The 14,566-nt window shown below is 31.4% G+C and carries 13 protein-coding genes; 3 read left to right on the top strand and 10 right to left on the bottom strand.

Annotated features, from left to right (window positions below; genetic code table 11):
- Positions 1 to 100: 100 nt before the first annotated feature.
- Positions 101 to 3,118: a tetratricopeptide repeat protein gene (locus tag ACWA1B_RS09045; RefSeq protein ID WP_456906097.1), complete on the bottom strand. Its 3,018-nt coding sequence runs from the start codon at positions 3,116 to 3,118 to the stop codon at positions 101 to 103.
- A gap of 308 nt (positions 3,119 to 3,426) precedes the next feature.
- Between ACWA1B_RS09045 and ACWA1B_RS09050 the strand changes: the two genes are divergently transcribed.
- Both ACWA1B_RS09050 and ACWA1B_RS09055 read left to right on the top strand, forming a co-directional pair.
- Positions 3,427 to 4,110 (top strand): cell division ATP-binding protein FtsE, encoded by a 684-nt coding sequence (locus tag ACWA1B_RS09050; protein ID WP_035649442.1) that lies wholly within the window; start codon positions 3,427 to 3,429, stop codon positions 4,108 to 4,110.
- Positions 4,110 to 4,970, top strand: a complete 861-nt coding sequence (locus tag ACWA1B_RS09055) for a glycosyltransferase family 2 protein (RefSeq protein ID WP_456906100.1) — start codon at positions 4,110 to 4,112, stop codon at positions 4,968 to 4,970. The genes ACWA1B_RS09050 and ACWA1B_RS09055 overlap by 1 nt, the downstream gene beginning before the upstream one ends.
- On the opposite strand, the gene ACWA1B_RS09060 is transcribed toward ACWA1B_RS09055, so the two are convergent.
- Genes ACWA1B_RS09060 through ACWA1B_RS09070 form a run of 3 tightly spaced genes read right to left on the bottom strand, consistent with a single transcriptional unit; the run spans position 4,956 to position 7,553 of the window.
- Positions 4,956 to 6,050 (bottom strand): glycosyltransferase family 4 protein, encoded by a 1,095-nt coding sequence (locus ACWA1B_RS09060; RefSeq protein WP_456906102.1) that lies wholly within the window; start codon positions 6,048 to 6,050, stop codon positions 4,956 to 4,958. The two genes, ACWA1B_RS09055 and ACWA1B_RS09060, sit on opposite strands and share 15 nt — an antisense overlap.
- On the bottom strand, positions 6,047 to 6,451 hold the full coding sequence (locus tag ACWA1B_RS09065) for a sugar 3,4-ketoisomerase (RefSeq protein WP_456906104.1): 405 nt from the start codon (positions 6,449 to 6,451) through the stop codon (positions 6,047 to 6,049). Before ACWA1B_RS09065 ends, ACWA1B_RS09060 begins: the two co-directional genes overlap by 4 nt.
- Positions 6,452 to 6,455: 4 nt before the next feature.
- Positions 6,456 to 7,553: a glycosyltransferase gene (locus ACWA1B_RS09070; RefSeq protein WP_456906106.1), complete on the bottom strand. Its 1,098-nt coding sequence runs from the start codon at positions 7,551 to 7,553 to the stop codon at positions 6,456 to 6,458.
- 45 nt (positions 7,554 to 7,598) lie between these two features.
- On the opposite strand from ACWA1B_RS09070, the gene ACWA1B_RS09075 reads away from it, so the two are divergent.
- Positions 7,599 to 8,501 (top strand): glycosyltransferase, encoded by a 903-nt coding sequence (locus ACWA1B_RS09075; protein ID WP_456906108.1) that lies wholly within the window; start codon positions 7,599 to 7,601, stop codon positions 8,499 to 8,501.
- Between the two features lie 123 nt (positions 8,502 to 8,624).
- Here ACWA1B_RS09075 and ACWA1B_RS09080 read toward each other — a convergent pair whose 3' ends face one another.
- From ACWA1B_RS09080 to ACWA1B_RS09105, 6 genes are all read right to left on the bottom strand, one after another.
- Positions 8,625 to 9,371 (bottom strand): LbetaH domain-containing protein, encoded by a 747-nt coding sequence (locus ACWA1B_RS09080; RefSeq protein WP_456906110.1) that lies wholly within the window; start codon positions 9,369 to 9,371, stop codon positions 8,625 to 8,627.
- Positions 9,364 to 10,857: an oligosaccharide flippase family protein gene (locus ACWA1B_RS09085; protein WP_456906112.1), complete on the bottom strand. Its 1,494-nt coding sequence runs from the start codon at positions 10,855 to 10,857 to the stop codon at positions 9,364 to 9,366. Before ACWA1B_RS09085 ends, ACWA1B_RS09080 begins: the two co-directional genes overlap by 8 nt.
- 3 nt (positions 10,858 to 10,860) lie before the next feature.
- Entirely contained in the window at positions 10,861 to 11,952 is a 1,092-nt protein-coding gene (locus ACWA1B_RS09090; protein WP_456906114.1) for a DegT/DnrJ/EryC1/StrS family aminotransferase, read from the bottom strand.
- Entirely contained in the window at positions 11,949 to 12,896 is a 948-nt protein-coding gene (locus tag ACWA1B_RS09095) for a FemAB family protein (RefSeq protein WP_456906116.1), read from the bottom strand. The genes ACWA1B_RS09090 and ACWA1B_RS09095 overlap by 4 nt, the downstream gene beginning before the upstream one ends.
- 7 nt (positions 12,897 to 12,903) lie before the next feature.
- Positions 12,904 to 13,506: a trimeric intracellular cation channel family protein gene (locus ACWA1B_RS09100; protein ID WP_035649075.1), complete on the bottom strand. Its 603-nt coding sequence runs from the start codon at positions 13,504 to 13,506 to the stop codon at positions 12,904 to 12,906.
- Between the two features lie 78 nt (positions 13,507 to 13,584).
- On the bottom strand, positions 13,585 to 14,436 hold the full coding sequence (locus ACWA1B_RS09105) for a hypothetical protein (protein WP_456906118.1): 852 nt from the start codon (positions 14,434 to 14,436) through the stop codon (positions 13,585 to 13,587).
- Positions 14,437 to 14,566 lie beyond the last annotated feature (130 nt).

Below are 14,566 nucleotides of genomic sequence, written 5' to 3' on the forward strand. Positions count from 1 at the left end.
TTTCTTTTTTTTTGAGAAACTAGAGGCAAGAACCAAGAAAAAAGACTTTGCAATCTTGTCTCTTTCTTCTTTCTTCTTTCTTCTTTCGTACTCTCTTTTCTTATTTAGTAATTGAAGAATTCGTTTTTGATTCTTCTAATTTAATCGCGCTCAATTCTTTTTTAGCTTCTTCGACGACATCCGGATAATCTGTAAAATTATTGATTACGTTATCCAAAATGTAAGTTGCCTGATAGCTGTCTTTTAATCCGTAGAAATTTTTCGCCATTAAAACCAAGCCTTTCGCTCCATAATATTTATAAGCCGAATAACTTTTTGCCAGTTTTTGAACAGCTACATTTGATGCGTCAAATTTTCCTTCTTTGGTTTTAAAATAAGCATCATAATAAAGCGCTTCAGCTGCTAATTCTCCTTTTGATGTTGTTAAAAGTTTTGCATAAGCCGTTTTTGCCTTGTCTTCATTTCCTGTTTGTATTGCAGCACGGGCAACGATAATTTGCGCATCGGCTTTTACACCTACATCTGCTTTTGGATTTTCTAAAACTTTCTCAGCCGAAACAACTGAATTATCATAATCTTTTTTGTCATAATAACATTTCATCAAATTAGCTTGGGCGAAATTTTTATTCTGAGGAAAATCAGCACCATTTTCCAAACGTACCAAAACGGGAATCGCTTTATCACAATCTTTAGCTTTTAGGTAAATCTGAGCCAATCTATTCAAAGCTTGTTCTGTAAATTCATTTCTTGGCTGATCGATTACATATTGATAATTTGCAACTGATTTCATTTCTAAACCATCAGCATAATACAATTGCGCCAAATAGAAATTAGCTTCTAAAGCATGCAAACCTGACGGAAATTTGTTTACATAACCTGCAAAACCTGTAACTGCTGCTTTGCTATTGTTTTGAGTGTATTGTTTGAAGGCAGCATCGTAAGTATCATTATCCAATTCGGCATCTGTAACCGAAACAAAATCTAATGTTTTAACCCAAGTTGCATATTCATCCACTTTTCCTGAATCAACATAAATCAATCTTGCTGTAGCAACAGCTTCTAAAGCTTCAGGCGTTTTTGGGAATTCTGCAGTTACTTTTTTGAATTTGGCCAAAGCCAATTCGTCGCGGTCAGAATTGTAATAAATCAAACCTTGTTTCAAAATTGATTTTGAGGTAAACGATCCGTCTTTATATTCCGAAATCAACTGATCATATGTTTTAATGGCCAAATCATTTTTCTTGTCAGCTACATAAGTATTTCCTAATTCAAACAAAACATCATCACGATATTCTGATTTTTTATACATTTTTAGGAAATTGTTCAACTCGCTGATTTTTTGATCATTTTTCGACATAAATCCATACGAAAGTGCTTTTTGAAATTGTGCATAATCAGCATCAACTCCTTTTGCGTCAATTGCTTTTCCGTAAGCTTCCATTGCCTGTGAATATTTAGAATTCACAAAACGAGAATCTCCCAAACGCAAATACGAATCATTCAAACGTGATTTATCAGAAGGAGAAGTATCAATCTGCGCCTGAAATGAAGTTGCAGCCTGGTCATAGTCTTTCAGTTTGAAATAAGTGTAGCCAATGTTGTAATTGATGTTTTTGTATTCTTCTGTCGATTTTGCAGCAGCTTGCCCGGCAAATTGTTTGTATGTCAGTAAAGCATTCTGAAAATCATCTGCAAGATATTCTGTTTCTGCTTTCCAGAAAGTGGCACGCGCTGTAAATTCAGGTGTTTTTTGCTCACTCAAAGCGCTTTTGAACATTTTTCCAGCTTCAGCATAATTAGATTCATTGTACAATTCCAATCCTCTGTAAAACAACACTTTTTGATAAGCCGCTTTATTTTCTGAAGTTCTGTTTTTCTCTAATAAAGTTAAAGCTTCTTTATAATTTTTTGTAGAAATATAAGAATCAACTAATAATTTTTCAACTTCAGATTTACTAGAATTGTTTGGATATTTTTTTAAGAAATCAAGCAAAATTCCAGGAACAGTTTGATAAGCATTTCCGATATCATAACTTAATTTTGCATAATTCAGAGCTGCATCTTCCTGAATTTGAGCATTAAATTCCATTTCCGAAGCATTTTTGAAAGCATTCAGCGCCTCTTGTTTTTTGCCTGTATTCAAATAACTTAAACCTAAATGGTAATACGCATTTTGCGCAACGAAATCTTTTCCTTCAATAATTTTGTTGAATTGAGAAATCGCTTTTTCGTAGTCTTTTTGTTCATAATAGGCATAACCTAATTGATAAAAATCAGTATTATTCCATTTTCCTTTTTTGCCCGCGTAAAGCTCTAAATATGGAATCGCTTTGTCGTATTGCTTTAAATTGAAATAACTTTCTCCAATGATTTTATTCAATTCTGATTTTTCCATTTCATTTGATTTTGCCATCGCTTTTTGGCCCAAATCAATTGCTTTTTGGAAATTTCCTAGTTTGAAATTCATATCAGCCTGATAGTACGAAAGCTTTTCTTTGTACTTTTCTTCACCCGAAACCTCGTCAAAATATTTGGTTGCTTCTTTATAATCGTCGCCTTCATAAGCCATAAATCCTAAATAATATTTTGCCTGAGAACCAAATTCAGGAGAATTCACCACTTTATTAAAATAAGTTGTTGCTTCTTTTTTCTTTTTGGCATTAAAATAACTGTACCCTTTCTGAAAATTAAATTTATCCGAATCTGATTTGCTCATATAGCTTTCATCCACTTTGTCAAACCATTGCAACGCTTTTGGATAATTTCCTTGTTCGAAAAAATATTGTGCCACTTCAATATAAGCCTGATTTTGTTTGGTGCTCGTTGGATAATCATCCACAAATTTTTCCATTAACGCATCTGCATTTGGCTGATTCGTTCTAATCGCGCAATTTGCGATATAGTAAGCACAATCTGATTTTACTTCTTCAGTTGGTGCCGTATTGTTTTTAACATATTCAAAAATATGTTGTGCCGATGCATATTGTTTGTCATTGTATAAAGCCACAGCTTTATCAAAATCCTTTAATTCGTAAGTATATATAGCTGATTTTTGTGCCGAAACTGTGGTCGAAAGAAGAATAATTTGGAGTAAAAAGAACCAGGAAAGTCTACGCATTTTAGTTTTATTTAGTATTCAAATTTATCATTTTATACCGTTTATAACGAAACGTTTCCGGCTTTTATTATAAACAAATCTTCAACAGAGGATATTTTAGAACACAATAAAAAACGATTTTTAATCATATAAGCAATATAAGTAATTATAAGCTAGGATGTTTTCAAAGATTAACTAAAATGAACTTACATTACTTCTATGGTGTAAATTTTCATTTCATTTTCGAGAACTTTTCTTAAGAAATGATTGAAATTTATTTTGAATCCAATCGTTATCTTATTACTTTTACCAATCAAATCAATTTTATTATGTCACAAACCGTACTATCTCTTAAAGAAGTCACTATATATCAAGAAGGAAGAAAAATTATATCTCATATTAATTTAGATGTTCAGCATGGTGAATTTATCTACATCATTGGAAAAACAGGTTCTGGAAAAAGTAGTTTCTTAAAAACTTTATATGCAGATTTGCCTTTAACTGAAGGTGAAGGTCACATTGTAGAATTTGATTTGGCTACTTTAAAAGAAAATGATATCCCGTATTTGAGACGTAAAATTGGGATTGTGTTTCAGGATTTCAAATTACTTCCAGACCGTTCTGTAAAAGACAATATGATTTTTGTTTTGAAAGCAACTGGATGGACAGAAAAGGAAGCAATGGAGCACAAAATCGACGAGGTTTTGAATAAGGTTGGAATGAAAGACTTCTTAAACAAAATGCCTCACCAGCTTTCCGGAGGTGAACAACAGCGTGTTGCGATTGCAAGAGCTTTGCTTAACGATCCAGAATTTATCCTTGCCGATGAACCAACAGGAAACCTTGATCCGCAAACAAGTTCTGAGGTTTTAGAAGTATTGAAAAACATCAATGCTAATGGTAAAACCGTTATCATGGCAACGCACGATTATGCTTTATTGATGAAATTCCCATCAAAAACATTGAAATGCGAAGATGAAAGAATCTTCGAAGTGGTGCAAAGAAGCGTGTAATGCTTTCCATTTTAATTCCGGTTTTTAATTACAATGTTTTACCGCTCGTTAACGAACTGGTAAAACAATGCAATTCGTGTGGAATTGCTTTCGAGATTCTTTGCCAGGACGACGCATCCAATTCAGCGGAAAACATTCAGAACCAAAAAATTAATTCTTTCCAAAATTGTTCCTTTTTTACAAATGAAACCAATTTAGGAAGAGGAAAAAACATCAATTCTTTAGCCCAAAAAGCAAAATATAATTGGCTTTTAATTTTAGACTGCGATACATTTCCGAAAGAAAATAATTTTATTGAAAACTATATTTCAGCAATTTCAAATTCCTATGAAAAAATAATTTTTGGCGGCATTATTTATGAAGATAAAAAACCTGAAAAAGAACAACTTTTACGGTGGATTTATGGCCGGGAAAGAGAAACTTCATCTGTTTTAAGTTCAAACTTATTAATTAAAAAAGACGTTTTCCTTCAGTTTCCATTTGATGGATCAATAACAAAATATGGCTATGAAGATTTGCTTTTTTTCGCTGTTTTGAAGAAAAACAATTTCAAGGTAAATCCTACTAAAAATCCAACTTTTCATTTAAATCTGGAAACTTCAGAAGTATTTTTAGCCAAAACTAAAACAGCTTTAGGAAATTTGGTTTTTCTTTATAATTCGAAGAAAATTTCTTCAGAAGAAAGCAAAATTATTAAAGCTTTTGAAGTACTCAAGAAAGTAAAATTGATTCGTTTTGCGACTTCTATTTTCAAAAAGAATCAAACTAAAATCGAAAGAAATTTGGTTTCTGAAAAACCATCTTTACTTTTATTCGATCTTTATAAATTAGGACATTTTTGTATTTTAAACAATCGATAATTCTTCGAAAAACTGCTTCCACTTCTCCATTATTTTCTCAACCGAATAATTCTCAGAAGTTTGTTTGGCGTTCTTTCTAAACATTATTCTTAATTCTTCATTTTCAATCAAAAAAGAAAGCTTTTCAACATACATTTCAAAGTTATTATCCGGAATTAAAAATCCATTTTCAGCATTTGTAATTATGGAACGCGGACCAGTCGGACAATCAAAAGCAATACATGGCAAACCAGAGGCCATCGCTTCTAGCAAAACCATCGGGAAACCTTCTGATATTGAAGTCATCGCATAAATTGAAGATTCTGAATATTTTTCTTCTATATTTTTTACAAAACCGAAGATATTTATATTCGAATTTAATTTTAAATCAGTGGTCATAATTTGTAAAGCATCAACATCATCGGTATAAATATCAAGTGTCCAACCTGAATGTTTTTGAATTATTTTTTTCCAAATAATTAACAATCTAAATAGACCTTTTTCATAAGAATTTCGGGCAATGGCAATTACTTTTTTATTTTTTAAATCCGCCGTTTTTTCTGTTTTAATCCAAGAAGGATTCGAAATTACGATTGCATTTTTCGTTTTCCATTCTTTTCGAATTTCTTCTGAAAGCGCTACAATTTTTGTGAATTTTCGAACACTAAAATCTTTAAACCTGTATTTTATTTTTTGAATTGATTTTGAAATAAAGTCTGTTTTTTGAACTCTTTCTTCAATAAATTTCGATCCGTGAATTTCAAAAACAATAGGACTTTTTGTTTTGACAATAAACGGAAAAATAAAGGCTTTCAAACCATTGTCGGCAACTAAAATTACGTCTGGTTTGATTTCCTTAATCGCCTGATTTACTTGTTTTTGATAGAATGTTAAAAACTGAAAAGCGTTTCCTTTTAAAATCATATTATGAAAAATAATCTCAGAATTGAAGTCATAAAAAGGCAAATCATTTTCTTCATTTTGAGATAAAATATGAACTTCATAATTAAAATGCTCCACAAAATAATTCGCCTTAATCGACAAAACGCGCGCGACGCCACCAGCATTTTTTATTTTGGGAACAATATAAAGAAGTCTCATTTTTTGGAATTCAAAAAAGTTTCATAATCCCGAATATAATCGGATTCTTCAAAAATATCTGAAGCCAAAACCAAACAAATTGCGCCCGATGAAAAGTTTTCTAATTCACGCCAAATTCCTTTTGGCAAATGAAGTCCAACATTTGGTTTATTCAGCAAATAGCTTTTTTTCTGACTTCCATCATTTACTGTAACTTCAAAACTTCCGCTTAAAGCAATCAAAACTTCATGCTGATCAATATGCGAATGACCGCCGCGAAAAGCACTACTCGGCACATCAAAAAGATAGTAAACTCTTTTGAATTCAAATGGTAAAACGCCATTTTGAATAAAGGCTAAATTTCCGCTTAAGTCTTCAACTACTGGAATTTTTACTAATTCGATATCTTGAATTGTTGTCATAATTTTAGTCTCGGTGCAACAAATTTAACCATTGATTTCCAATTTTTTCCAATAAAAAAGGCCCAATGCTTTTCAGTGCATTTTGTTTGCATTTTTGATACAAATCTTCATCTGAAATGAATAGATTTAATGCCTTTGTCAATTTTTCCCAATTTTGATTTTCGACCAAAATACCATTTTCAAAAGTCGTAATCATATCTCTTGGACCAAAATCGCAATCAAAAGAAACAACCGGAATTTCGCATGCCAAAGCTTCTAAAATCACATTCGGAAAACCTTCATTTTTACTGCTTAGAACTAAAAATTTTGCTTTGCTCAAATATTTAAACGGGTTATTTTGATAACCCAAAAGATGCACAAAATCTTGAATTTTATGATCTGAAATTGCTTTTTGAAGTTTTGATTCATTGCCGTTTCCAAGAATTACTAAATGAATTTGTTTTTGCTTCAAATCAGATTTAGCGTAACTGGAAATCAATTTATCAAACTGTTTTATTTCGTTTTCATATTGTCCGACAGCAATTATAAAGTCAAACTCCAAATCAATTTTTTCATTTTGCTTTTCTTTAATTTCTTCAACATTTACCGGATTATGAATCGTTACAACGTTTTGTAATTTATGTTTCTTCTCAATCAGCGTTTTCATTTCATCTGTAATTGCCACATTTGCAAAACAATGATTATACATTAATCTTGTCAGCCAGGAATTATTGGGCATATAATGATCGATCAAAAAACTATGAACGGTAAAAATAGTTTTAGCATTATAAACAAATCGGGCAAGTATAAGTTCCTGAATAATCTTGGTCCTGAAACGAAAATCAATAATAAAATCAAATTTATTTTGGTTCAAATAAGTTCTCAAAGCCTTTAAACGTTTGACTTTATTAAAAATGCCATTACTCTCATTTTTCAGTAATCCGAGATTCACCAATTTCCCTGAATAAGGAAAACTAACTTCGTTCAAAACAATAATAATATCAATTTCAAATCCTTGTTTTTCAAAAAAAAGAGACAAATTTGCCATTACTTTGTCACTTCCGCCTCCGCTCAAACGGTAGCCAATTAAAGCAATTTTCTTTTTTTTGTGAGACAATATCATTCGTGTTTTCTTATTTTCGTATCAAATATAACTCTTTAAAACAATATGCAGAATAATTCATTAGTGACCATTATTTGCTTGTGCTACAACCACGAAAAATTTGTTGCAGAGAGTTTATTGTCTGCTCTAAATCAAGATTATTCTGCCATTGAAATAATTATTGTTGATGACTTTAGTACGGACAATTCCAGAGATGTCATTAAAAAATTCCTTGTCGATTATCCTCAAATTCAATTTATTGAAAATGAAATAAATTTAGGAAGCACTAAATCCTTCAATAAAGCATTGAAACTAGCCAAAGGTGATTTCATAATTGATTTGGCCTGCGATGATGTTTTGCTTCCAAATTGTGTTTCCTTACAACTAAAAGCTTTTGCAGAAAATAAGTTTAAAAACTTGGGCGTAGTTTATGGAAATGTCGAATTAATTACTGAAAATGGAGGATTTGATTCCTATTATTTTTCGGTTGATTCAAACAAAAAAGTGATTGAAAATCGAAAAACCGGAGACATTTATTTAAGCGTAATTTCAGGCGGAAACAGTATTTGCTCCGTTTCTTCAATGGTTAAAAAATCTGTTTTTGATGATTTGAATGGTTACGATGAAAATCTGGCGTATGAAGATTTAGACATTTGGATTCGCGCTTCCCGAAAATATGAATTTGATTTTATTGATGACATTTTGATCAAAAAAAGAATTTCAACAACTTCTTTAGGAACTCATTTCTTTATTAAAAATGACGAAAGATCCAGGAAAATAAATTATTCTACTTATTTGATTATCAAAAAAGCAATTCGATTAAACCGAACAAAAGAAGAGCATAAAGCGATTTTGAAAAGAATGCATTTTGAAATGATTTTGGCTTATAAAACCTCGAATTTGAAATTGTTATTAAAATATATTTTACTAGAAATTAAACAACGCTTCCGTATTGTAATTGAACGCTGATTTTACTGATTCGCTTTCGGAAGACGCGGATTAAAACGGATTTTTCATTGATTTATTTAAAAAAATCAGCGTTAATCCGCGTTTTTACGAAGTAAATCCATTTTATCAGCGTTCAAATCTCATTTAAATCGTCAGGAAATCATCTAGCTGTTGCTTTTCTCCTTCCCAATCACGCGAAATATTTATCCTGATTAATTTGACGGGAATTCCGCCAATTAAAATATTACTTCCCCACAAAGTATAGTCTTTATTACAGAAAGAATTAGTCGCAATGGTACAAAAATCAGGCGTTTTTGTATTTTTCATAATCGAAATCCTGCTTCCGCTAAAGTTATAATTTCCTATAAAAATTAAACCCGTTTTTTTCTGTTTTTCACCTGTATTGGTGTCAATCATATCATGAAAATTAGTATCGATAATCTGGCTCTCAGCGCCTAAACGAACATAATTTCCTAACACAACTTTTTCAAGACAAATTAATTTGGCGTTCGAGGCCATTGAGGACATATTTCCCAATTCGCAAACGGCATTTTCGCCAACAAAAAGAAAATAATCTTTCCCGAATTGAAAATTTCCTTTAAAAATTAATTTTCCCTGAATATTGATTTCGGCAATTCCGCGATGAACGGTGTTCAATTCATAAGGCTGACCAAAACCAATCATTCCTCTTCTGATAGTTCCGTCAATTTGAACTTCTCCAGAAATTGAAGTGAATTTTACTCTTTTATAAAAGAAAACCGGAAGTTTTTTAGCAGTTTTAAAAGGGAATTTTTTGAAATTAAAATACAGTGTTTTAGTCCAGTTTACCGACCAGTAAAGCTTGAATTTGTGATAAAAAGTACCGCATTTTCTGTAACTGCTTTTAATCATTTTTATCTTTTTTTCGTTCAGCAAATGACGTAAATATTTCTTTTAAATCTATTTTTTTATTGATTTGGTATAAACTAAAAGCAAATGATATCAAAACAACGAGAGCCATCAAACTATATTTCAAAACAGGATTTTCGACATATTTGATTAAAAATGCCGAAACACAAACTAGAAAACAAACAAAATATATTTTGTAAAAATCATTTTCAAAATAAAAATTATATCGGTTTTTAGTGATGATTTTCAGTCCGATAAAATGGAAAAAAAAGTAAAGGCAGAAACTGAACCCCAAACCTTCTAAACCATAAAAATAATAACCCGCCATATTCATTATCAGAAACAAAATATTAAAACCAATTGCGGTTTTTACAAACATTTTCGAATCGCCTTTGGCAATTAAAATAAATCCAATAGACCAGGAAACAGCGCGAAAAAGCATTCCCAAAATCCCAATCGTAATCATAGGCAAAATGGCATCGAATTTAGCTGTATAAATTACTTTTACAATTATCTGACTTAACACTAAAAACAAAGCAATAATAGGTGTAATTATCAAAATTGAAATAAAAGCTTGTTGCTCAACGCTTGCCCTAATTTTATCATTATCAGTATTAATTGACGCTAATTTTGGAAAATAATCGGTGCTCATTACGGTGAAAATTACTCCGACATAAGAATTTAGCAAAGTAAATCCGGCATTATAAAATCCGACTTGTTCCAAACCTCCCGTTTTTCCAATATAAATTTGAATTACATAAGTGGACAAAAGCGTTAAAACGCTACTGATTGTAAGCATAAAACCTAATTTCACAATCGTTTTTCCTTCTAAAAACAAAGTGGATTTGTCTATTTTTTCTTTCTCAAATTTTACTTTGTTAGCATAATAAAATGAAAAAATCAAAGCTGAAAATGAAGCAATTATTATTGTTGGAATTATGGCATCAATTTTCAAAAAATAATAAAGCGGAATTGAGAAAAGTAGCCCAAAGAGATTTCCAAATAAATTGGCTTTCGCCAAAAAACGAAAAGACCTCAAACCCTGTAAAACTGCTAATTGCCCTGAACTTAATTGTTTAAACAAAACGGTAATTGAAAGTATTGCAAAAGCAAATGTCTGACTTGAATCTCCAAAAGCTATTATACTCAATACTTTTGAAAAAACCAACGTTATTGCCATCCCAAAAATTCCCGTAAAAAACACAATTTTTTTTACGATTTGAATGGTTTTAGAAACGGTTTTTAAATCATCATTCTTATAATTTTCAGAGATATTTTTTACCGAACTCGTTTCGATTCCGAAACCAGAAACACTGCTTAAAACGCCTAAAGTTGAATTAAGTAAAGCGATAATTCCCATTCCGGCTGGACCGATAAAAACAGCAATTAATTTGGTACGGACAATTGAAATTAAGATCGAAAAAAACTGAACGCCTCCAAAAAGTGAAGTCGTTTTTAAAATCTGCTGATATGACTTTTTATCAGACACGAATTAATATTTATTTAAAATTTCAATGATAAAATCTACTTCAGTTTCGGTTAAAACTGGACTTATTGGCAAGCTTAAAACTTCATTGTGAATTTTTTCTGTAATTGGAAATGACAAGTTATTCCAGGCAGAAAATGCTTTTTGTTTGTGTGGCGGAATTGGATAATGAATAACAGTTTGAATATTATTTTTCGTCAAATAATTTTGTAAATCTTCTCTGTTTTGAGTTCTTACAACAAACAAATGAAATACATGATTATGCGAGAAATCCCAAAACGGCAAAATTATTTTTTCATTTTTGATTTCTGCTAAATAACGTTTTGCAATTGCTCTTCGTTTTTGATTATCAGCATCTAAATTCAATAATTTCAGATTTAAAAATCCAGCTTGAAGCTCATCTAATCTTGAATTTATGCCAACATAATCATTGTAATATTTTTTTTCTGAACCATAATTTCGAAGCGAAAAAAGCACTTTTGCCAATTCCGGATCATTTGTTGTTATCGCGCCGCCATCGCCAAGGCAGCCTAGATTTTTTCCGGGATAAAAACTGTAAGCGCTCGAATTCTGAATTGTGAATTGTGAATTGTGAATTGCTCCGTGTGATTGTGCGCAATCTTCAACAACAATTAAATTATATTTTTCTGCAATTTCATTTATTTTATCCATTTCAGCTAATTGTCCGTAGAGATGAACTGGTAAAATAGCTTTTGTTTTTGAAGTAATTTTTTCTTCAATTAAATCAGGATTTATGTTGTAAGTTTCAAATTTTGGTTCGATCAAAACCGGAACCAAATCGGCTTGCAAAATTGCTAAAACACTTGCTATATAAGTATTTGCAGGAACAATTACTTCGTCGCCTTTTTTGAGTTTTCCCAGTTCAATATAAGCTTTAAAGATCAAGACTAAAGCATCAAATCCATTCCCGACTCCTATGCAATATTTTGATTGGCAATATTCGGCGAAAGCCTTTTCAAAAGTTTCCACTTCTTTTCCTAAAATGTACCAGCCGTTTTCTAAAACTTTTTTCAGTTTTTCCTGAAATGCAGTTTCATAAGGTTCGTTAATTTTTTTCAGGTCTAAAAATGATATCATTTTAAATCGATTTTATAAAAATCCTGATTGTAAATTGCACAGCCTAATTCTTCCTTTTGTTTCAAAAGACCTGAATGATAACCACTCTTATTATCAGAATTTACAATTCCCATATCAAAAAAATGCTTTCCTTTTCGCTTGTATTTATGGATCAGGTTGATGAATAAAAAATCGAGAGCGCGCACTTCTTCACCTTTTTTTGAAGTTGCGCCGTATTGTGATTTCACCACATTTTCGGTTTCAAAAAGGGTGATTCCTGCAATAATTTCGTCATTTTTATAAACCGAATATTGTTTGATGTTTTGAGGGAAAATTTGTTTTAAAAGTTTGATTTCTTCTTTGGTATGAATAGGTTTTGCATTGAATTTCTCCAATAATCTTGGTTCCAGAATTATTTCCCAAAAAGGCTGAAAATCTTGTTCTTCGACAATATCCAGATCGAGATTTTCAATTCGTCTGAAATGTTTCATTTTACTTTTGGAAATCTTTAATGGCACTTGCAGATTAACTGCCAGATTCATTTCTTTTCTTTCAGAAAAAGCATTTCTTTTAAACAAAAAGAAATCTATTTCCTTATTTCCTTTTGAAAAATAAAAATCGGGAATTGGCTTATAATGAAATGTTTCAATTTTATTTTCTTTTAGAAAAATCAGAATTTCATCTAAAATCATTTCTGTTTTTTCCGCTTTTAATTTGGAAGAAAAAATCAATCCGCCATAAGTAAGTCCTTGATGTGAATGAACCGAATTTCCTTGTTTATTGGCTGGTAAAACGGCAAGCAATTTTTCGTCATCAAAAATTAAAAGCGAAAAATCTTCAAACCGATCTTTGTGATATTCCATAAAATCACGATGAAACAAAAATGTAGCATTTTTTGCTGAAGCGACAAAATCGTTCCAGAGCTGATAATCTTTTTGATCGTATTTTTTTACGGTAAATGTCATTTTCAAATTACTTATGATCGAATGCTTTTAAATTCCATTTGTATTTCACTGCCATTAATCGAATTACAATTATCACTAATGAAGTAACCAGATATAAAACATCGTCATTCAAATTTAATTTTCGCAAACCAAAAAAAACGATTCCGCCTAAAATACAGATTGTTGCATAGATTTCTTCTCTGAAAACATTCGGAATTTCGTTGCATAAAATATCTCTGATAACGCCTCCAAAGCAAGCTGTCATCGTTCCTAAAGCAATACAAATTACCGGATGAAGTCCTGTTGTTAATCCTCTTTCAAGACCAATCAAAGTAAAAACGCCAAGTCCAATTGTATCAAAAAGAAACAATGAAGTTCGAAGTTTATCAAAGCTTTTTCTGAAAAGAATAGCAAGTAAATAACCTAAAATTATCACATAAACATACTGCATATCGCGCATCCAGCCAACGGGAGTTCGTCCAATTAATACATCACGTAAAGTTCCGCCACCGACGGCCGTAACAAAAGCGATAATAAAAACCCCAAACGGGTCTAATTTTTTGTGCATTGCTGTTAAAGCGCCAGACATGGCAAAAGCCATTGTACCGATAATATCTAGTAAATGAAACATTTCTTTTTTAGGTGCAAAGGTTCAGAGTTACAAAGGTGCAAAGATTTCTTTTCTTAATACACAACTCTCCTTTTTTATTTATTTTTTTACGTAAATCGGACTTCTTTTCAATAAATACTGAACAGATTCCATCCAACTGTCTTTTATTGCCAAAAAGGGTTTACGCGTTTGAGAATATATTTTTGAAGTATTTTTATACATGTCAAAATAAACTGTGTAGTAATAATAAACCTGATTATTTGCAGTAGTTGTTGAATAATCATTTGTTTTGACCTTTTTGTCATTATTACTAATCGTAGCGTTACCGCTGTTGTATGTAGTCGATGTTGTTCCTAAGTTAATTGTGTATGAAACTTTTGCTGCAACAATATTATCAACACCCAATATTTTTTCAAGATCTTCAATCGGAGTTGAATCAATATTGTGATAATCAATTCCTGCTTTGCTCAATAAACTGTTGGTAGTTCTCAAATCCTGAACCGTCAACGGAGCAATATTTCCAGATTTATCCAGCAATTTATTATACATATCGTTTTGAGCAAACTTCGCCATTTCCTCAGAACTTTGCTGAGTGTCTGAATTTAAAAAAGGAACCGGGAGTACAGCAATTGTATTTTGTTTTATTTCTGAAGAAACGAAAGCTGTTCCCGTTGACGAAGAAGGCGAACTGTTTCCCTGACTTACATCAAATGTCTGCGATCTCCCGCTTGCAAAATCGATTCGGGCAATTTGCGAAACATCAAGAACTATTAAAAGTGTTTCTCCTGGCAGTGAATATTCGATAGTTTTATCCGATATTTTAGAAACTGTACCTTCAATAATCGTGTAATCTCTTTTTATTATTTTATCTAACTTTTTTCCGCCTTGAGCGAAAGAAAAAACAGAAACAAAAAACAACACTAATAACGCGGCGACTTTCTTAATTTTCATGGTATTTACGCTTAGGTTTTCCTACTCTTTGGCTTTTCGGTTACTCCTTTTCTAAATATTAAACTTGTTAAATTTAAAAAATTAAATCCAAACCCCAGCTAACAAGCTGTTTTAAACCAAAAAAAACTTA

The sequence above is a fragment of the Flavobacterium xizangense genome, from assembly GCF_054075145.1.

Coding starts and splice junctions, on each gene's coding strand:
- ACWA1B_RS09045 (WP_456906097.1), bottom strand. CDS start 3,118: ATGCGTAGACTTTCCTGGTTCTTTTTACTCCAAATTATTCTTCTTTCG.
- ACWA1B_RS09050 (WP_035649442.1), top strand. CDS start 3,427: ATGTCACAAACCGTACTATCTCTTAAAGAAGTCACTATATATCAAGAA.
- ACWA1B_RS09055 (WP_456906100.1), top strand. CDS start 4,110: ATGCTTTCCATTTTAATTCCGGTTTTTAATTACAATGTTTTACCGCTC.
- ACWA1B_RS09060 (WP_456906102.1), bottom strand. CDS start 6,050: ATGAGACTTCTTTATATTGTTCCCAAAATAAAAAATGCTGGTGGCGTC.
- ACWA1B_RS09065 (WP_456906104.1), bottom strand. CDS start 6,451: ATGACAACAATTCAAGATATCGAATTAGTAAAAATTCCAGTAGTTGAA.
- ACWA1B_RS09070 (WP_456906106.1), bottom strand. CDS start 7,553: ATGATATTGTCTCACAAAAAAAAGAAAATTGCTTTAATTGGCTACCGT.
- ACWA1B_RS09075 (WP_456906108.1), top strand. CDS start 7,599: ATGCAGAATAATTCATTAGTGACCATTATTTGCTTGTGCTACAACCAC.
- ACWA1B_RS09080 (WP_456906110.1), bottom strand. CDS start 9,371: ATGATTAAAAGCAGTTACAGAAAATGCGGTACTTTTTATCACAAATTC.
- ACWA1B_RS09090 (WP_456906114.1), bottom strand. CDS start 11,952: ATGATATCATTTTTAGACCTGAAAAAAATTAACGAACCTTATGAAACT.
- ACWA1B_RS09095 (WP_456906116.1), bottom strand. CDS start 12,896: ATGACATTTACCGTAAAAAAATACGATCAAAAAGATTATCAGCTCTGG.
- ACWA1B_RS09100 (WP_035649075.1), bottom strand. CDS start 13,506: ATGTTTCATTTACTAGATATTATCGGTACAATGGCTTTTGCCATGTCT.
- ACWA1B_RS09105 (WP_456906118.1), bottom strand. CDS start 14,436: ATGAAAATTAAGAAAGTCGCCGCGTTATTAGTGTTGTTTTTTGTTTCT.